Source organism: Vibrio sp. 1078-1, assembly GCF_033340475.1.
Genome location: NZ_JAWOWM010000016.1, coordinates 26,738 through 42,364 on the forward strand (window position 1 = coordinate 26,738; position 15,627 = coordinate 42,364).

General features: G+C 46.2%; 28 protein-coding genes. 25 read left to right on the forward strand and 3 right to left on the reverse strand.

All coding sequences use genetic code 11. From position 1 onward, the window contains the following. Positions 1-7 precede the first annotated feature (7 nt). The 14 genes from R7190_RS21390 (at position 8) to R7190_RS21455 (ending at position 5,490) form a co-directional block, all read left to right on the forward strand. The gene (locus tag R7190_RS21390; protein WP_171345033.1) at positions 8-298 is read left to right on the forward strand and encodes an HU family DNA-binding protein; all 291 of its coding nucleotides are present in this window, start codon (positions 8-10) and stop codon (positions 296-298) included. Further along, positions 295-579 carry an HU family DNA-binding protein gene (locus R7190_RS21395; RefSeq protein WP_151514251.1) on the forward strand — a complete coding sequence of 95 codons (285 nt, stop codon included), beginning with the start codon at positions 295-297 and terminating at the stop codon, positions 577-579. The genes R7190_RS21390 and R7190_RS21395 overlap by 4 nt, the downstream gene beginning before the upstream one ends. Continuing rightward, complete coding sequence (locus tag R7190_RS21400; RefSeq protein WP_171345032.1) at positions 572-784, forward strand: hypothetical protein; 213 nt, start codon at positions 572-574, stop codon at positions 782-784. Before R7190_RS21395 ends, R7190_RS21400 begins: the two co-directional genes overlap by 8 nt. Next, entirely contained in the window at positions 762-1,358 is a 597-nt protein-coding gene (locus R7190_RS21405) for a DNA N-6-adenine-methyltransferase (protein WP_164666973.1), read from the forward strand. The genes R7190_RS21400 and R7190_RS21405 overlap by 23 nt, the downstream gene beginning before the upstream one ends. 185 nt (positions 1,359-1,543) lie before the next feature. After that, on the forward strand, positions 1,544-1,843 hold the full coding sequence (locus R7190_RS21410) for a hypothetical protein (protein WP_164666972.1): 300 nt from the start codon (positions 1,544-1,546) through the stop codon (positions 1,841-1,843). After that, entirely contained in the window at positions 1,836-2,300 is a 465-nt protein-coding gene (locus R7190_RS21415) for a hypothetical protein (RefSeq protein ID WP_238959182.1), read from the forward strand. Before R7190_RS21410 ends, R7190_RS21415 begins: the two co-directional genes overlap by 8 nt. A gap of 20 nt (positions 2,301-2,320) precedes the next feature. Next, positions 2,321-2,608, forward strand: coding sequence for a hypothetical protein (locus R7190_RS21420; RefSeq protein WP_171345031.1), 288 nt, complete (start codon positions 2,321-2,323; stop codon positions 2,606-2,608). Between the two features lie 30 nt (positions 2,609-2,638). Further along, positions 2,639-3,367 (forward strand): hypothetical protein, encoded by a 729-nt coding sequence (locus R7190_RS21425; RefSeq protein WP_171345030.1) that lies wholly within the window; start codon positions 2,639-2,641, stop codon positions 3,365-3,367. Continuing rightward, a complete protein-coding gene (locus R7190_RS21430) occupies positions 3,357-3,614 on the forward strand; it encodes a hypothetical protein (RefSeq protein ID WP_171345029.1) in 258 nt (85 codons plus the stop codon). Before R7190_RS21425 ends, R7190_RS21430 begins: the two co-directional genes overlap by 11 nt. Positions 3,615-3,725: 111 nt before the next feature. Further along, positions 3,726-4,022 (forward strand): hypothetical protein, encoded by a 297-nt coding sequence (locus R7190_RS21435; RefSeq protein WP_171345028.1) that lies wholly within the window; start codon positions 3,726-3,728, stop codon positions 4,020-4,022. After that, positions 4,019-4,255, forward strand: coding sequence for a helix-turn-helix domain-containing protein (locus R7190_RS21440; protein ID WP_171345027.1), 237 nt, complete (start codon positions 4,019-4,021; stop codon positions 4,253-4,255). Before R7190_RS21435 ends, R7190_RS21440 begins: the two co-directional genes overlap by 4 nt. A gap of 11 nt (positions 4,256-4,266) precedes the next feature. Further along, positions 4,267-4,827, forward strand: coding sequence for a hypothetical protein (locus R7190_RS21445; RefSeq protein WP_171345026.1), 561 nt, complete (start codon positions 4,267-4,269; stop codon positions 4,825-4,827). 7 nt (positions 4,828-4,834) lie between these two features. After that, the gene (locus R7190_RS21450) at positions 4,835-5,260 is read left to right on the forward strand and encodes a hypothetical protein (RefSeq protein WP_171345025.1); all 426 of its coding nucleotides are present in this window, start codon (positions 4,835-4,837) and stop codon (positions 5,258-5,260) included. Between the two features lie 26 nt (positions 5,261-5,286). Then, positions 5,287-5,490: a hypothetical protein gene (locus R7190_RS21455; RefSeq protein WP_171345024.1), complete on the forward strand. Its 204-nt coding sequence runs from the start codon at positions 5,287-5,289 to the stop codon at positions 5,488-5,490. A gap of 139 nt (positions 5,491-5,629) precedes the next feature. Here the strand turns inward: R7190_RS21455 and R7190_RS21460 are convergent, their stop codons facing one another. Together R7190_RS21460 and R7190_RS21465 are read right to left on the reverse strand one after the other, a co-directional pair. Beyond that, entirely contained in the window at positions 5,630-6,103 is a 474-nt protein-coding gene (locus R7190_RS21460; RefSeq protein WP_171345023.1) for a metal-dependent hydrolase, read from the reverse strand. Then, positions 6,096-6,491 carry a hypothetical protein gene (locus R7190_RS21465; RefSeq protein ID WP_151514258.1) on the reverse strand — a complete coding sequence of 132 codons (396 nt, stop codon included), beginning with the start codon at positions 6,489-6,491 and terminating at the stop codon, positions 6,096-6,098. The genes R7190_RS21460 and R7190_RS21465 overlap by 8 nt, the downstream gene beginning before the upstream one ends. A gap of 234 nt (positions 6,492-6,725) precedes the next feature. Here R7190_RS21465 and R7190_RS21470 point away from each other — a divergent pair, with 234 nt between their 5' ends. Both R7190_RS21470 and R7190_RS21475 read left to right on the forward strand, forming a co-directional pair. Then, positions 6,726-8,150, forward strand: coding sequence for a hypothetical protein (locus R7190_RS21470; protein ID WP_171345022.1), 1,425 nt, complete (start codon positions 6,726-6,728; stop codon positions 8,148-8,150). Beyond that, complete coding sequence (locus R7190_RS21475) at positions 8,150-9,739, forward strand: terminase (protein WP_238959180.1); 1,590 nt, start codon at positions 8,150-8,152, stop codon at positions 9,737-9,739. The genes R7190_RS21470 and R7190_RS21475 overlap by 1 nt, the downstream gene beginning before the upstream one ends. 65 nt (positions 9,740-9,804) lie before the next feature. Here R7190_RS21475 and R7190_RS21480 read toward each other — a convergent pair whose 3' ends face one another. Next, positions 9,805-10,428 (reverse strand): tyrosine-type recombinase/integrase, encoded by a 624-nt coding sequence (locus tag R7190_RS21480; protein WP_171345087.1) that lies wholly within the window; start codon positions 10,426-10,428, stop codon positions 9,805-9,807. A gap of 724 nt (positions 10,429-11,152) precedes the next feature. Between R7190_RS21480 and R7190_RS21485 the strand changes: the two genes are divergently transcribed. The 9 genes from R7190_RS21485 to R7190_RS21525 all read left to right on the forward strand — a co-directional run bounded on the left by R7190_RS21485 (position 11,153) and on the right by R7190_RS21525 (position 15,501). Further along, entirely contained in the window at positions 11,153-11,380 is a 228-nt protein-coding gene (locus tag R7190_RS21485) for a hypothetical protein (RefSeq protein ID WP_151514261.1), read from the forward strand. A gap of 239 nt (positions 11,381-11,619) precedes the next feature. Beyond that, positions 11,620-12,474, forward strand: coding sequence for a hypothetical protein (locus tag R7190_RS21490; RefSeq protein WP_318137597.1), 855 nt, complete (start codon positions 11,620-11,622; stop codon positions 12,472-12,474). A 167-nt stretch (positions 12,475-12,641) separates the two neighbouring features. After that, on the forward strand, positions 12,642-12,914 hold the full coding sequence (locus R7190_RS21495; RefSeq protein ID WP_140365054.1) for a hypothetical protein: 273 nt from the start codon (positions 12,642-12,644) through the stop codon (positions 12,912-12,914). Positions 12,915-12,939: 25 nt separating this feature from the next. Further along, positions 12,940-13,167 carry a DUF4236 domain-containing protein gene (locus R7190_RS21500; protein ID WP_151514264.1) on the forward strand — a complete coding sequence of 76 codons (228 nt, stop codon included), beginning with the start codon at positions 12,940-12,942 and terminating at the stop codon, positions 13,165-13,167. Beyond that, on the forward strand, positions 13,164-13,337 hold the full coding sequence (locus R7190_RS21505; RefSeq protein WP_180912451.1) for a hypothetical protein: 174 nt from the start codon (positions 13,164-13,166) through the stop codon (positions 13,335-13,337). Before R7190_RS21500 ends, R7190_RS21505 begins: the two co-directional genes overlap by 4 nt. Positions 13,338-13,355: 18 nt before the next feature. Then, positions 13,356-13,967 (forward strand): ead/Ea22-like family protein, encoded by a 612-nt coding sequence (locus R7190_RS21510; protein WP_318137598.1) that lies wholly within the window; start codon positions 13,356-13,358, stop codon positions 13,965-13,967. Next, the gene (locus R7190_RS21515; RefSeq protein WP_318137599.1) at positions 13,957-14,454 is read left to right on the forward strand and encodes a hypothetical protein; all 498 of its coding nucleotides are present in this window, start codon (positions 13,957-13,959) and stop codon (positions 14,452-14,454) included. Before R7190_RS21510 ends, R7190_RS21515 begins: the two co-directional genes overlap by 11 nt. Positions 14,455-14,461: 7 nt before the next feature. Then, complete coding sequence (locus R7190_RS21520; RefSeq protein WP_140365050.1) at positions 14,462-14,797, forward strand: hypothetical protein; 336 nt, start codon at positions 14,462-14,464, stop codon at positions 14,795-14,797. A 203-nt stretch (positions 14,798-15,000) separates the two neighbouring features. Then, positions 15,001-15,501, forward strand: a complete 501-nt coding sequence (locus R7190_RS21525; protein WP_140365049.1) for a Fe3+-citrate ABC transporter substrate-binding protein — start codon at positions 15,001-15,003, stop codon at positions 15,499-15,501. The last annotated feature ends 126 nt before the right edge of the window (positions 15,502-15,627 follow it).

A 15,627-nucleotide genomic window follows, 5' to 3' on the forward strand; every position in this document is an offset into this window, starting at 1 on the left:
CAAGGCCATGATCGGTAAGAGTGAAGTGTCAACGGCGATGGCCGAGCAGACAGGCTTAACTAAAGCGCTATGCCGAAAGGTAATAGAAAGCTATTTAGACGAAGTGCTCACAGAAACAATGAGTAATGGCAATGCCGTTATTTTCACTGGCATTGGTCGCTTTGAATGCGTTAATAAAAAGCTCCGCATGGGGCGTAACGTTAAGACCAAAGAGCCTGTCCCTATCAAACCTCGTCGCGTTCTTAGTTTTAAAACCGTGAAACCGTTCCGCGCTCGCTTAATGGAGTTGTCCAAATGAAATCAAACACCACAATCGCACACAGCGAAATGATTACTCGAGTTTCTGAAAAGTGCGATTTATCAGAGCAAGAAGTCAAAAAGCTGTTAGACATTATGATGAATGAGATTGCGGCGGGTTCGGTCGCTGGTGGCACTATGTTTCGTGGGTTTGGCCGTTTTGACACGATGGTTATCACTAAGAGCGTTTTCAATCCCAAGACGCTTGAAAATGTGGGTGAGCGTACCTTTGCCAGCCTGAAGTTCTCGCCATTAGGTGATGGGGTGGTTGTCCATGAATAATTCAACCATGAAAGCCTTGGCTTACTCCCTGCGTCTATTGCTGGCAAGTTTATTCGTTTCTCTGTCAGTGTTTGTTGTGATGGTGCCTTATGCGGTGAACGGGTTGTACCTACAGCCAGCGATACAAACCAAGATGGATCATTTGGTTATTGAGAAGGCGCATGCGTTAAATGAGGTCGGTCATGGCGATACTGGTCAAGAGTAAAACCGATCCATCCATCAAGAATAAGTGGGGAACGGATCCAAGGGCCGTCGTTGATGGCAAGATCTTGTTTCGTGATGCGACAGGTAAAGAGCTTGTCTTTGATGCTGCCGCAGAACCGCAAACGGCGAAGTTTTCCCGGTACCTGTTGCCAAATGACTGGATAGCGGGCCGTCGTGATTGGGTATCACAGCTGAAGGATAACAACGTTCCCGGCGGTGGCCCGGCAACTTGTGTGGGGTTCGATGCGCTTCAGTGTGATTGGGAAGATGGCTGGTGGTGCAATCCTCCGTTTGACCGTAAGCCTGAGTTTATCCAGAAGGCGACAGAGGAAATGTTCAAAGGGCGCGATGGCATGATGCTATTGCCTTATGAGCCTTTGTCCGGTTGGTGGATAGATTACGTTGATGGCTATGCCTCCATGGTTTACGAACCAAACGGGCGTTATCCGTTCTATGAGGCCGATGGTTATACCCGAAAGAGCGGGGTTAACTTTGGTAGCGTGTTATTGCTGTTCACTCGTCGTAAGTTAAGTACGCCTCGCCAGAAGTACACCAAGTTCATGACTGAGGCTTAAAACCTTTCCAATCTCCCAAGGGGCCAGCTGGCCTCTTTTTTTGCGTCTGAAGAAATCACAATAAATATTAAAATAAAAAAGCTGTTAGTAATTGCAGTAAACCAACACTATGTGTATTATCCCTCATGTAACGTTTTGTTAGGAATAAATCCTTGAGTTAACAAGGTAAGTTTTGAGGTAGTGCAGTGAAGGATAAGACGATAAAGGCATTATTTGTCGAGGTTCATCAAGAGATAAAGCGCCGTCTTGTTTCGTATGGCCATGAGGCAAAGATTAGTTATTTACGTTCCGGTCGTCACTGCCACGGCACGGTTCTGAGCTACAGCATGGGTAGCCATCCTCGCGTGATGGTTCGCTCAAGCTCTGGAAAGGAATACCCTATCATGTGGTTCCACATTATCGACATTCAGCCGTCCGTTCCTTCAGTTTGCGGTACCCAAGAAAAGCAAATCGACATATTCAATAAAGGGGTGGCGCATGGCTAACATGAATGACTCTCAAATTGTTTCGGCGCTGGTGGCTTTACCTGAGCAAAAGCGCTTTATTGCCTTTCGTCGCTTCTCTGACGAGATTAAAGACGATTCGACTTACTGGAACGTGCTCGGCTCTCTCTGGAAGGATATTGGCGAAGTCCAACAGCAATCATTGTGGCTACCGCTTTTCCGCAGTTCTCGCCGCTCACGACACAAGATCATGACGTCTTCAGAGCGTAAAGAGTTTGCCCGGTTGCCTGAGACGGTGACAGCTTACCGAGCGATTAACGGCGAGTCTGAGATATCAACAGCGATATCGTGGACCTTATCACCGGAGATTGCACAGCGTGTCTTCTCTCATAACGGCAAAAGACAGGTAGTAAAACGTCAATTTAACAAAAAACAGATCCTTGCCTACTTCAGTCGACGTAATGAGCAAGAGATCATCGTAATCCCAAACCTTAAGTAATAACCTCGAGAGAAACAGATATGAGCGAAGCAAATCACGGTGAGATGAAAGAGCGCTTTAAAGAGTTGCTAGATAAGTCTTATGAAAACAATGGTATGCCTATCTTTGTTATCACACATAACACCGCAGACTATGGCGATAAGTACGTGGTTCGATTGCATGAAACTCGAGGTGGCCAGATTAAGGTTAGTGAGGAATGCGCGGTCGCTCTTAGTCTGGATGGCGCTCGAAAGAATATCCCGGATCGCTTGATTCGTGCGGCGAGAATGCCGTCTGACGATGAAGTGATCGTTGAGAGCTGGTTTTAAAACACAATAACGTAAATAAGTGGTTGATGAATGATGTATGAGTATGACGCAGATATCGGCGGGCTCGATATGGAAACGGGTGGTCTTGATGGCTACCAAGAAATTGAGGGTGTGGGCCGTGTTCATGGCGCGATGTACTACCCAATTATAGAAATTGCCGTGGTTCTGCCGCTGGTGGAGGAAAACGGCACGCTGAACATCGAGAAAGGTAACAAGCTCGTTGTTGGTATTGAAATGACTGAAGAGCGTGAAGCGCGTTGCCATCCTTGGGCTTTAAAGCAGCACGCAGAGAGTGGACTGCTGGATCGTCTTAAAACCGGGGAAGGGTTCGACTTTGTGGCCAAGACAACGGAAGAGGCTGAACAACACATACTTCAGTGGTTACAGGATAACGGCTCACGCAAGTTCAATCGCAAAGAGTCTGCCGGGGCGATGGTTTACGGCAATAACGTTGGTTTTGATATGAACTTCCTGAACGCTCAAATGCCAGCGATTTACGAACACTTTAGCTACCGCAAGATGGATGTAAGCACGATTAACGTTCTTTCTCGTACACCTATCTGGCGTGCACTTTACCTGCCACAACCTAAAAAGGTGCTGGCACACACGGCACTTTCAGACATTACCGAGACAACCGACGAGCTAAATGCTTACACCAATGCGATGCCGACGATTCACCGCATTACTGTTGGCGAGCCAATGCCATTGAGTGACGATGTGATTGTAGTTAATGGTAAGGGTGATAACGATGGCCACTAAAGGGTTGCTGGACCAGCTTGGCGATTACATGGTGACTCGCCAGCGAATGAAAGACGCACTTCCTAGCGAGCTAAATTCGATAGGGGCGCTTGGGTTTGATGTTGCCGATCGGATTATATACGACGCTATCAGTCAGGCCCAATGTGCGCTTCATGCCGTAGTTAGTGCGGCTGAAAAAAGCGCTGAAATACACAAGCAAAACAAGATACCGGTCTTAAACATGAGGGAGGTGAAACAAGAGAAATAACTGCGGCGATTCAAAGAAAAAGTTTGTTTGCGTGGGCGTGTCATGCGCCCACATTCAAGCAAGAACCAAGCAAAAGCAACATGAGCCAATAGAAACAGGAAACATCACGCCATGAATAACGAGCAAACCACAAGCCCAATTGACCAAGTTATCTTTGACCTTTTCACCTCTCGCTGGGTGGGCGCCTCAATCACAAAAGATCTTCAGGCAATGCGCAAAGAGCTATACAAGAATCTCTCTGACCAAGTTAATGGGTATTGGTCCGGTCGCACCGCATACAGCATCATGGTTGATGGTGGTTTTCTTGTTGACGGCCCGAGTGAGAACAAAGTGCCAAAGCGTCTCACTGAGTTCGGCAAGCTCTTCATGAAGCAATACGAACAAGAGCTTGAGAAAGTTGCTCAATGATTTTCCGAGACATTTTGCGACGCTGCCGCCGTTTGGCGGGGCTGACGCAGACCGAGATGGCCAAGCGTGTTGGTATCACGACAGGCGCTTACTCGCATCGAGAATGCGATACCCAAATGTCATTGAGGGTTTCGACACTGGCCACCAGCCTGAACGCCATGAATATTAAGGCCCGGCTGGTGGTTGAACTGGAAGATGGCACTAAAGAGTCATTCAGAATTACAGAGAAATAAGGCTACACACCATGAAATTAGAGCAAAGCAACGTAATACGTTTACGACTAACAGAATTAGAAAGACTCGATCCGATAACCGTGTTCCTTGAGCATTTTGGAGCGCACCGGGGCCGAATCACGATTGAATGTTTTGGCCGTTCGTGGTCGTCGTTCTGGCCAGCAATGGGTTGTCAGCTGGAAGAGTTTTTTATTGATAGCAACGACGACTATTTAGCAAAGAATCTAGCCTCGCAACTGGACTCGGATATTTACAACTTTGACCAGCTGGAAACGCACCTTAAGCGACGGATACTCGCCAACTTCTTTCATCGACATATTGACCGAAAGAAGGCTGAGAAATTGATAGAGCAAGTATCTGATTTGGATTTCAGCGTCATGCCCTGTGAAGAGCAAGTTTGGCTATCTGATAATGCCCGGTTACTGAGTGAAGTTTACGGCGAAGATTTGTACTACGATTTACCCAAATGTGAAAATCCCGAATACGGATACTTATGCCGCATCATTCAGGCAGTTAGAGAAGGTTTAAAGCTATACCTTCAGTCAAAAGAAACCGAAACAGCACAAGCATAGAGAGGAAATGATGAGCACAGTAACCAAAGAACAGATTCAAGAGCTATTTCTAGTGCAGCTAATGGTCCTTGCTGAAGAAGAGCGTCGAGGTATTACAATCTCGCCGTCTTACGAAGATGAAGAGCAAGCAATAAACACAAACATTGAAAACTTACACACTAAAATCAATAACTTTGCCGAGTTAAACCAGGATATGATTGATACTCAAAACATCAATCACGATGGCTACTTGAAAGGCGCACAGCCGGGCGATCTTGTATGGCATGGCCCTGAGGCGTATGTCGCTACTTCAATTATCGAAGAGTGGATAAAGCGAGCCAGTGCAAAACTGAATGATGAGTCTGTTACTGATATTGATGACGTGGCCGAGCTGGTGGGGAATCTGTTGATACACCGAGTGTTAAACGAAGCCAATCTGAGCAATCCAAAATGAAGCCAGAGAGTAAGGCAATACAACCAATGAGACATTCCATCATTCAAACAGACGATATCACCGTAGAGGTAAATGGTAAGCATGTATACATCAATGGGCGCTTGGTGTATGAAAGCACAATAGAGCAAGCCAAGTTAATCAATATAACCAGTATGCTTTGTCTGATAGTTGGCTTTGTTGCCGGTGTCTTTAGTGCTTATGTGTTGTTACCTGAGTTAATGCACTTATAGGGTGTACAAGCGAAGTAGTTGCAGCGTGAACGCCTTGATTGCATATTGGATTGACTTAAAGCGCCGAAAGTAAGAGGGCTACCATTTTTGAGATGGTGGCCCTTTGTTGTATGTATAGAAAGCTGGTGGCTTTTGGTAATTACACTGTCACTACGTCTGTTAGTGCTAACGAAACCAAGAAAATGAAAAGGCATGTGAATGACTGATTGGTACCGCTGTTAAACAGGCGTAACGCAATCTTGTCGAATGGGGTCACGATAGGTACCGGGCGCATGTTTAGGACGTCCCCGAGCCAATGAGAGACGCCGCCACAACCAAAACCCGCCAGTAGTGCGGCTAGTTCCGGGCGTGCGGGTGTGAACGGGGTCATTTCTATATAGGGCAACCCGATAAGAGAAAGGAGCCCATACAGAGCGACACAGAGCCAAATAGAAAGGATGTGCGTAAACGTTCGGTGCGGGATAACGCCAAACTCAAGCCAATCAGGTGCGTTAGAGCCTATGATGAGGCCCATAGCGCACAAAGGGGTGAGTAGTGGGTTTGTGTCCCACACCGGGAGAATCGCGACCGGGGAGAACGCTATTGCCCCGGCAACGTGGCCAAGCCTATTCATTGAGTTTTTTCTTGCAGTATTGGTAAAGAATGGCGCTCATTGCCGTAACCGTCGAGCGGTAGTGGGTGGCCACCTCGCCAAAATGGGTGGCGGTTGTCTCTTGTACCCAAGGGCAAATCGAGCGCACGCCTAAATCATCCTCTTCAAACGACGGTTCGTGCATGATGGGCGGGGTAGTGGTGCTGGCGTCCAGAATTGCCGCCTCATAGATATCGCTAATCTTCCCGCCTTGCTTATCTTTGAGCTTTTTTGCCATTCGGTGTGAGTATCGAGTGATGCGCAATTGGAGCTGAAACAGCTGGTTGTTACGCTGCTTCTCTCTGAATCTTTCTTGTCGCTTACTTCCTTTCATTAGGGATTGTTTTCGCTTCTTTTCGTGCATTAACACAGGGGGTTATCCTCAGTGGAATGCGTTTAATGTAACGGGGGCAATTCCTAACAATATTATATCATGAGCGTGTTAACCGTTACATGAAATTCAATGTATTAGGTGTTTTTTGTGCTTTAAAGTGCGCACTTTGAGCATTATGGCGCTCTTGTGCGCATTTTATAATGTTGTGGTGCGCACTTTTGGGTGTTTATAATTCCTAATCATTTTGTATTTTCAGCGCAAACTTACCCTATGAGCAAAATAGACTATGTGGCGCATCAAGCCGCTTACATCAAGGCGTTAGAGGAAAACCCCAAGCTCACAGTGAAGCAATATTGTGAGGATAAAGGGCTCAAATACGCCACTGCCCGACGTCACTTGAGAAAGCCCGACAAGGAAGTGATCAAAAAGCTAAAAAACGACACAAAAAAGAAGAAAGCAAAGAGTGAAGTTGCTCGCGTCAATCGCACGCCCGCACAGGCTAAGTGGGCCGAGCATGTGCGTAACTTCTTGAGTCGAGGGATAAAAAATCCAAGTCTGAAGGTGGCATCGTTTGCTCAGAGCCAAGGTTTGGCGAGCTCATCATTGCGCAGAGAGATCGCCAAATTGCGCAAAGCGCCCGATTTTGAGCAACTTTTTGATCTTTATGACGAGAAAGTTGAGCTGTTTCGCGCAATGCAAAATGGCGGTGGCAAAAAAAGTGCTGATAAGTCAAAGGGTGAGGCTCGCCGGGGGAAGTCGCCAAAAACGCCCGAGCGTGAACAAAGTGATGGATCTCGGGGAGGCGCGGATCCTGAAAATGCGCAAAATGGTTCGCCGTCGCTTGATGATGTGGGTTTGGGGAAAGGGGCCGAGCTCATTACCCGCTTTACCAACTTCAGTGCGTCCCGGTTTGAGTCGGCACAACACAAGAAACACCAGCTCAATGAATTAATGGATGGTCGCCGGGGTGCGCGTCACGGTGGGTACTGTTCTGATATCAACTTGATATCGGAAATGCTCGACGTTCTGGAAAAGGCTGATCCGCTTTCCGTGTCCGAGGAATTGCTGGTTGCTCGAGCTCGATACCGAAAGATGCACCTTTGGTTATCTAAAGAGCTCGATACGGTACAGCTCCATATAGATGAAGACATTCCGATGCTCGATGCTGAAGGGGAGAAAGTCGATCCTAAACGGGTCCAGAAGGAATTGCTCTTTGCTTATGAGCCTCGCCTTTCCGAGCTGGAACGTGGCATAGCCAACCTTGTTGCTCTTGAGAATAAGCGTCACTTTGACCATAGAAAGCAGCTGATAGAAGAAATGAAGATGCCACACTATCTACCAGCTGAAGAGACGGCCCTTGTTGTTCAAGTCCTCGAACTGCGTGAGCGCAATGGATGGGACGCTCTAACAACCGCTAAGAACTTAGAGCGTTTAGGTGCGAAAGTGCCACCAGCGTTATTGCTCGAGCTGAAAGACGAACTAGAAACCGCCGAGCCAGAAATACTAGAAGGTGAGGTATCACCAGAAGAGTTTGAGCGTCGACAGGTTGATTATTTCAAAGGGTTGGAAGAAAGAGAGCAAGAGAAGTGGGACACCAAGAAAGTAGAGCTTGATGCTCTGTTTGATGAGTTCTCGCCAGATACCGCCGGGGATTATGACGCCTTGCCTATAGCGGATAGCGAGGATGATGAGTAATGGCCAAGCGTAAAGGCGGTGGTAGCCGTAAACGTCGCTCGATACTAAGTGATCCACGATATCAGGCATATGTCAGACGGTACCGCCATGATTGGACGCGCTATTTCGTTGAGGCGTTAAACTTTCAACCTACATGGCAGCAACGCAAGGTTATTAATGAAACCAATAAGGAAGGGTCGCGGGTATCTGTAACCTCTGGCCACGGTACGGGTAAGTCAGATTCAACGGCAGGGATGATCATTGCCTTTATCACGACGTACTACGATGCGCGTGTGGTATTGACGGCCAACAACGCGAACCAAGCAAAAATTGGTGTATGGAAGTACCTGAGAAAGCACTGGAACGCGGCGTGTCGCTCTTACCCATGGTTAGAGCAATACTTCACTATGACCGATACGATGTTTTATGCGAACGAGAGTAAGCAATCGTGGTCTGTAGGTATGAAGTCTTGCCGATTGGGGCAAGAGGAAGCACTGGCGGGTGAGCACGCCGATCACCTTTTGGTTGTGGTCGATGAGGCGTCCGGGGTAAGCGATAAGGCATTTGGTGTAATGACGGGTGCCTTTACCTCTGACGATAACCGCATGCTGCTACTGAGCCAGCCAACGCGCCCAAGTGGTTACTTCTACGATACGCATCATAAGCTGGCCGAGAAGGGCGAATGGACGTCAATCAGGCTCAACTCTGAAGAGAGTCCGATTGTTACCACTAAGTTCATTAGAACCAAGCTCATTGAATATGGCGGGCGTGAATCCCCGGAATACCTCATCAAAGTACGTGGTGAGTTCCCGTCAACTATCTCGGGAATGTTGCTTGGCCGTGCGGATATGGACCGGGCAGCAAGGCGCAAACTTACCCTACCGGATGGTTGGGGTTGGATGGCTACGTGTGACGTCGGTAACGGTCGGGATAAGTCGATCATTAATATCTGTAAGGTGTGGGGTGAGGTACCTAATAGGCTGGTGGTCAATCATAAGATGCTCATCATGGATTCCAATATTACGCCTGTTCGCTTTGCTGACGTCATTAATGCAGAGTGTAGTGAAGACTTGTATCCTAACATTACTATCGCGGTGGATAGTGACGGTGTGGGCCACGATACGGCCACGCTATTGATTGAGAAACATCATCGCCGTGTTGAGCGCATTAACTGGGGTTTACCTCTCTTCTCTGACGAACTGAAGAAGCGATTCATAAACAAGCGTGCGTATGCGAACGTGATGAGCCGTGATGCTATTTGGCAGGGTCGCATGGTAACGGATCCATCTTCAGAAACCGCCGAGCAAGGCAGTAAGATCCCTTGTGGCCTGAATGAGCGTGGTGCGTTTGTTATCATGCCTAAGAAGACAATGCGCGAGAAACTAAACATCAAGTCACCTGACCAATGGGACACATATTGTTTTACTCAATTGGTTGGTTATGTCCCGGCGAACGAGGTGATTACCGAGGATATGATTCAAGAGCGCTCGCAGATAGAAGATTGGATCCGGGAGGCTGACGCTGAGTATGACTATGACGACTATCAGGACGACTTAGGTCGCGGTGATTGGGTGGCCGATGCGGGTGATACGTTTGATGAGGTTTTCTAATCGTTAGTGCCAACGAACGCGAGAAAAAGACAAGGGCGGGATAATCCCGCCCTGTTGCTGGTGGCTTAGAATGAAATGCCTGTTGCGTGTTCTTTTAGCTCACTTTCGAAGGTTTTAATATAGTTATCGGTGGTTTTCGAGTCACCATGTCCTAGTAAGTCCCTTAGCGTATTCAGGCCCGCTCCGTTATCCATTAGCAGCTTGGCGAAGGTTTTACGCAATGAGTGGGTCGATAATTGATAAGGTAATTTCATCTCTATAGCGACTTTCTTCAGCGTTTGGTTGATGTACTGAATGCTAATCGGTGAGCCTTTCTTGGCGTGATGGTGAGTGGATTGGAACATTAATTCGTTGTGGCCATTCACCAAGTAAAGCCGCCTAATAAGGTCGGACAGTTGTTCGTTAACGTGGATCACAACACGGCTTTTGCTGATGGCAGTGGCGCGGTCCATTTTAGATTTGCTGCTTAGTCTTGCGTTAAGTGCTTTCGATTGAACAACCGAAAAAGATTCTCGGGGAACGCCATTAATCATAACGTCTTTAAATTTCAATCGGCTAATGTCGCTGTATCGCAATCCTGTTCTCACTTCCATTTCGACAAACATAACCACCAGCGGGTTATAAGCATTGAGGCGGTCGATAATTTCTAGCAGTTCGTCTTTACTTCTTGTTGGGTATGCAGTCGCCATTGTTTATTTGCTCTTCAATTGGTGTGTATACGCCTGTATTCATTGCATCTCGGCGCGTTAGTTCATTGCAATAAGTTGCTGAGTTAGGAGGTCATTTTTAATGGCTTGGTGTTGCTTCACCTTATGGCCATTGTTGTTATGTCTCATAATTATGTGACCAATATCACATAATGACAATGTCACAAAAAGCGTTTTGGAACGCAGATCAACTCTTTTGTTTATCTTACAAATGGATGACAAAGAGTTGTGATCCATCCTAAAAGTGACCAAAAAACCCGCTACGGTCATAGTGCATATTTATGCGCGTCAAAAATCCCTCATTTTCCCTCGTTCACTGCGTTGGTGTTTTGACAATCACTAAGTGATTGTTTTTAAAGAAAAAGGTTGTTTGTGTGGGCGATATCTGCACAAAAACAAGGGTTAGAGTTACTTTCATTTCTGTGAAGAGATGAAAGTAAACCTATGGATTGAGAGTTTAACCACTATAACACCTAGTAACAAGCACATTTTTTAAAGCGTTACGATGTAACAAAGGGCAGTGGTTCGAATAAACCACTGCATGTATGTACAAGTGAGTATTATTGCATATTTGTAAACAACTTTGTCAGTAACAGCTAAAAACCTAGCTGCTATGCAACTGCGAGAGAGGTTATTTACAAGATCGGCCAAAAGTATGAACATTCTCGTCGGCTTAGAAATCCCTTAACTAGCAGAAAGATTCAGAATGAACGAGAACATTAATACAAGTGAGCTGCTTGAGGTCTTCCCTGAAGATTTTTTAGATGCACTAGAAGAAAAACACGATCCATTCGCTCATGGTCAAGGTGTCATTCCAGCAATGGTCCTTGATTGCACAAAACGTCTAGTTAGTTGTCGTCCAGAACTGGCCGAATCTGGCACTATTGATGCCGAAGTTATTACCCAATTTTTGACTAATCATTTTTGCATTTAATATCATAATTAAAAATGTTAGTTTTTTTATTATAAAGCTCGCCACTTGGCGGGCTTTTTTTATTTCTTTTCGGACATTTTTGGGTTTTAAGCGTCTAATTGCAGTTTAACTTTATTATTTAGGAATTTTCTTTGCTATACTCGCCATAACTCCCTGTATCATCAGCGGAATAATAAAAAAAATAAAGAATGGCTAGTGACTCGGTTTATCTGAGAATCAATTAGGTAATGGGTAATAAAATGAATAAAGAAAACAATAAGAGTATCGATGCTGAACGCATAAACGATCTACTTGCAGACAAGGAGAGAGCTGACCGTGACGTCCACGCCGAAATGAAGCAGTACGCTTTATATGAAGGAAAGGTAAGTGGTGTTATGGATTCTGAATATGCGGATTCTAGGATTGTTGCCGTTGTTTACGAAGGTGATACAACAGATAAATTGTTAGGAAAGATTGAGCAGCAAGCAAAGATAAATGAACAGCTTGTTGAAGAGGCTCCGATGTATTTCAAGGACGCTTCACAATCGTTTCGAACGCCTACAATTATTAGGAATGTAACCAAGCTAAAAGTCACGGTTAACTCTGCGGTATCGAGCCAAAGGCGTACTGGTGAGCAATTGGTTGCTCGATACGCTCGCGCCATCAAGCGCTTGGAGCGTGAGTTAAAGACGCTCAAAAGAAAAGAAAAAATAGAGAAAAACCAAGAGTTAATCGAGACGCTTAAGGCAGAAATGACGACGTTCGCCAAGAAACCTGAGAAACTTTACCGTCTGAGAACGAAAGCGCACGATGATGTTATTGCGCTGTACTCGGTTGCGGGTGGTCCGGTGGCCATGGAGAAGGTGCGCGTTAATGTTGGTGGTCTGGTTGCGGTGAAAGATAAGAACGCATCACTACAGCATTTCTCGGTTAAACCCGTCAAAAGAGATAACTCATCTGTCTATGCAGAGCTTGAGCCAATTCCTAACTCATTAGGATTGAAAGGCTTGCTTTTCGATGAGGACGAAGCAGAGAAGTTAAGAGAACTTAGACAACAAGAAAAAAGCCAGAATGAAGAGAAGATTCGCCCCAAAGGGGACGATTTAGTGAATTAGTCGGCAACCTGATAGACAAGGGGCGCACCGTTCGAGTGCGCTTTTTTATTGAACAACTAAACCTTTCCTCCCTATAAATTCCTAACAAAAACTTGCAATCATCATAAAACACCATATTATTAGTCATATATTGACGTTTTAAAGCAAGTAACGAAAAGGGAATCCCCATGCAAGTTGGCTTAGTCACTCTAGGCGAGTTCAAACGCACCGCCGCTGCTGCTGCTCAAAGTGGCCATTTCGCTATTGGCGCTCAAGAAACTGAGCATGGCTTTATTGTCATTGCTCGTAACCTCTCTACCGGAGCTCGTTTCACGGTTCGCCATGCAGCAAAAAAGCTGCCTAGAACGTGGCGATTAGATCGCTTGTGCTCCTGGTTAAAAGAGTGCGGAGTTCAACACGTAGAAGTGCGCCATATGAGCGCTGAGTCCAGCAATACCTAGCCATTCGAGGCACTAGAAACATTCAATGACAACACAAGTACGATTTCAAAAACGCATCAAAATCTTTCCCGGCGTACACCTTAACTTTGGTAAGCGCGGATTTATGAGCGTCACGCTCGGCACGCGATGGGTGTCCGTCAATATCGGTCGTGGCGGGTGGTACTTAAACGGTTCACTCGTAGGAACTGGCCTTAGAGTTCGCAAACGACTAGATAGGCAGAACAAACCAACCAAACCGGAGAGCAAGCAATGAGCACAAGCATGCGAACCAACGAATACAAGCTGCGCCAGAAAGAGATAGGCAATCCTTACCTGAGCGATGAGCAAAAGCAAAGTATTCGTCAACTACTCAAAGAAGAAGTGCCTAAACGCCTCATCAATATGATGTATGGCACCAGCTACAAGCAACTGAAAAGCCTTTAATAAAGAAGACTACACACCATGAAAGAGCAAGCAAGCAACCACGTAGAAGTACCAGACTTTCTACTCGAAATGTCCCGTCAAATGCACGAGCAAGACAACCGCTCAACACGCGATCCTATTTGGCAAGTAAAGTACAGAACGCACCTTGTGACCGAGGAAGACTATAACGAAAGCCATTGGGAAATCGTTGATATAGAAGAGGGCATTACCCTGTTTCACTCAAAGCATGACAGTGACTTTGATGGGCTCTTTGAGCATCTTTTTGATTGCCAACCAGATTGGTTAATTGAATGGGCCGAGCAGTTCGCCAATATGGACGTTAAAGCGCATGATGGTGATATTGAGGGCGATAGCTACGACGCGCTGCTGGTGGCTTTTCAGAGCCACTTTGACCCTAACGTACAAGAGCTTCCTGACTCGCTTAAAAAGTTCCACATGCAAGAGGTCGAGGTGGTTGTCAAAACGTGCCTAACCGAAGCTGACGCCAATGCGTTCATCAAAAGAAAGCAGCACGACTACCCTAAGTTATACACCTATGTAGAAAGCATGGTGTTTTGTCCTCAAATGATCCAGCTGCGCGATTGGATCTTGTCTCTCACGCCACCAGCGGGGGCGAGCAATGATCTTTAAATATGCCAACGTTCGTGAAGAGTTCATTTACAACCTAGAGCTAACCATTCGACATTTCGAGCTGCTAGGGGAGGAAAAGCGAGACTCATTTAGCTGTGCCTTTGCTCGCCTTAGTCAGTATCAAATCTCTTTTATTCGTCATGTCGCTGCCGACATTCAGGAAAGCAACATCAAACGATGGTTTATAGATTTGCTCCGGGGTTATCCGTTTATGTCCGTGAACGAGATCCAGCGTGCGCTAGAAGAGATTAAAGCTGAAACGGAAAGCCACTGTCAGTACGTGGGATTGCCAAATGAGAGCGACGACGATGATGATGATGATGATGATAGCGTGCCAAATGCCCACATGGTTCAAGTCAGGGGCATGCTAGGTCAAATTAGTAGAGATAAAGAGGGGCTGGTGGCCTCTCTCAGAACCATTCTAACCTTGGATGATGTTACCAAGATCAGACAAGAAGCAAACAACGCATTAAGCCAGTACGGGTAATAGCAAAATGGAAATCTTTTCACTTAGCGCGGTCGAACTGCGCGTATTTCAAGTAGGCCAACCAAAAGGCGTCGTTAAGAACGTCGATCTCTCTCAAGAGGGCGTCAGCATAGGGCAAGTCGTTATAGAAACGTACCTGTCTCACTTTGATGCGGAAAACCAAGTGCGTGTTGTGTTTGATACGGTTCAACGCCGAGGGTTTATCTGTCAGCTAGATAGCTCGGTCGATGTGGTGATTGGCGAGTTTCTATTTACTGATGGGGTGTTTTGGCGTGCTATCTTAGAAGAGGTGGCCAAGGATCATCTGACTGCGTTCCTGAAGGGGTTAAGAGAGGGGCAATGATCATGCGATTCGTATTGCCGATGAAGCATCAAAGCAAGGATACTTCGGCCATAACTGCGACCATCCTGAATATCAGAACCTCCGTGTCTCTGATAGAGGTATGGAATTAGCCACAGAACTACGCCAAAAAGCAACGGCCACCAGCGAGGACTAGAGCGATGAATGATCTAAAGAGTTTGGTGATATTAATATAGGGTTAAGCAATGGAAACAATTAACGCGAAAGCCTACTTCAAATCTAATACCGGTTATCGGTTTATTTCTAAGGGTAAGACGGCATTTAAGATCAGCATTCCCAAGCCAGATGGAAGTTACACTTACCGAACTGTGGGATTTGTGCGACTTGGTGAAGAGAAGGCATTGAAAAAAGCCATTATCGAGCGCAACAAGAAAGGTAAAGAGATATGGGGTAAGTTCTGGCATCAAGTCGTTTCTGATTGGACACTGCTCGCTAGATTGCCAAGGAACCTAGAGCCAAGACATTACCTTGCTTCAGATAAGGAGTCTCAAGCAGGAGAGTACAGAGCGAATTGGGTAATGAGAAAAGGCGATGAGGTTGTCAAGGTGGCGCGTCGATACAGCTGTGATGAGCATGGTAAGCTGACGGCTTACTTACTGGCAAAGAAAGCGCTCATGCACGCACACAAGAATAATATGGAGTTGCTTGCCTTTATGGGTAGAAACTCACTGATTGGACTCAAGTAAACGATAGAAAGCAAAAGCCTCGGTTGACGTTCCGAGGCTTTTTTGTCGCTGGTGGTTGTTACTCTGGTTGCATCAGAAGTAAAAATGCCACGCGTGCCGAATCACTCTTGAACAATTTGTTATGAG

Excerpts from the sequence above, each read along its gene's own strand:
- R7190_RS21475 (WP_238959180.1), top strand. The coding sequence starts at position 8,150 with ATGGCCAAGCGTAAAGGCGGTGGTAGCCGTAAACGTCGCTCGATACTA.
- R7190_RS21435 (WP_171345028.1), top strand. The coding sequence starts at position 3,726 with ATGAATAACGAGCAAACCACAAGCCCAATTGACCAAGTTATCTTTGAC.
- R7190_RS21480 (WP_171345087.1), bottom strand. The coding sequence starts at position 10,428 with ATGGCGACTGCATACCCAACAAGAAGTAAAGACGAACTGCTAGAAATT.
- R7190_RS21490 (WP_318137597.1), top strand. The coding sequence starts at position 11,620 with ATGAATAAAGAAAACAATAAGAGTATCGATGCTGAACGCATAAACGAT.
- R7190_RS21415 (WP_238959182.1), top strand. The coding sequence starts at position 1,836 with ATGGCTAACATGAATGACTCTCAAATTGTTTCGGCGCTGGTGGCTTTA.
- R7190_RS21400 (WP_171345032.1), top strand. The coding sequence starts at position 572 with ATGAATAATTCAACCATGAAAGCCTTGGCTTACTCCCTGCGTCTATTG.
- R7190_RS21425 (WP_171345030.1), top strand. The coding sequence starts at position 2,639 with ATGATGTATGAGTATGACGCAGATATCGGCGGGCTCGATATGGAAACG.
- R7190_RS21515 (WP_318137599.1), top strand. The coding sequence starts at position 13,957 with ATGATCTTTAAATATGCCAACGTTCGTGAAGAGTTCATTTACAACCTA.
- R7190_RS21525 (WP_140365049.1), top strand. The coding sequence starts at position 15,001 with ATGGAAACAATTAACGCGAAAGCCTACTTCAAATCTAATACCGGTTAT.
- R7190_RS21495 (WP_140365054.1), top strand. The coding sequence starts at position 12,642 with ATGCAAGTTGGCTTAGTCACTCTAGGCGAGTTCAAACGCACCGCCGCT.
- R7190_RS21455 (WP_171345024.1), top strand. The coding sequence starts at position 5,287 with ATGAGACATTCCATCATTCAAACAGACGATATCACCGTAGAGGTAAAT.
- R7190_RS21500 (WP_151514264.1), top strand. The coding sequence starts at position 12,940 with ATGACAACACAAGTACGATTTCAAAAACGCATCAAAATCTTTCCCGGC.
- R7190_RS21470 (WP_171345022.1), top strand. The coding sequence starts at position 6,726 with ATGAGCAAAATAGACTATGTGGCGCATCAAGCCGCTTACATCAAGGCG.
- R7190_RS21510 (WP_318137598.1), top strand. The coding sequence starts at position 13,356 with ATGAAAGAGCAAGCAAGCAACCACGTAGAAGTACCAGACTTTCTACTC.
- R7190_RS21440 (WP_171345027.1), top strand. The coding sequence starts at position 4,019 with ATGATTTTCCGAGACATTTTGCGACGCTGCCGCCGTTTGGCGGGGCTG.
- R7190_RS21485 (WP_151514261.1), top strand. The coding sequence starts at position 11,153 with ATGAACGAGAACATTAATACAAGTGAGCTGCTTGAGGTCTTCCCTGAA.
- R7190_RS21430 (WP_171345029.1), top strand. The coding sequence starts at position 3,357 with ATGGCCACTAAAGGGTTGCTGGACCAGCTTGGCGATTACATGGTGACT.
- R7190_RS21395 (WP_151514251.1), top strand. The coding sequence starts at position 295 with ATGAAATCAAACACCACAATCGCACACAGCGAAATGATTACTCGAGTT.
- R7190_RS21390 (WP_171345033.1), top strand. The coding sequence starts at position 8 with ATGATCGGTAAGAGTGAAGTGTCAACGGCGATGGCCGAGCAGACAGGC.
- R7190_RS21505 (WP_180912451.1), top strand. The coding sequence starts at position 13,164 with ATGAGCACAAGCATGCGAACCAACGAATACAAGCTGCGCCAGAAAGAG.
- R7190_RS21445 (WP_171345026.1), top strand. The coding sequence starts at position 4,267 with ATGAAATTAGAGCAAAGCAACGTAATACGTTTACGACTAACAGAATTA.
- R7190_RS21460 (WP_171345023.1), bottom strand. The coding sequence starts at position 6,103 with ATGAATAGGCTTGGCCACGTTGCCGGGGCAATAGCGTTCTCCCCGGTC.
- R7190_RS21450 (WP_171345025.1), top strand. The coding sequence starts at position 4,835 with ATGATGAGCACAGTAACCAAAGAACAGATTCAAGAGCTATTTCTAGTG.
- R7190_RS21405 (WP_164666973.1), top strand. The coding sequence starts at position 762 with ATGGCGATACTGGTCAAGAGTAAAACCGATCCATCCATCAAGAATAAG.
- R7190_RS21420 (WP_171345031.1), top strand. The coding sequence starts at position 2,321 with ATGAGCGAAGCAAATCACGGTGAGATGAAAGAGCGCTTTAAAGAGTTG.
- R7190_RS21520 (WP_140365050.1), top strand. The coding sequence starts at position 14,462 with ATGGAAATCTTTTCACTTAGCGCGGTCGAACTGCGCGTATTTCAAGTA.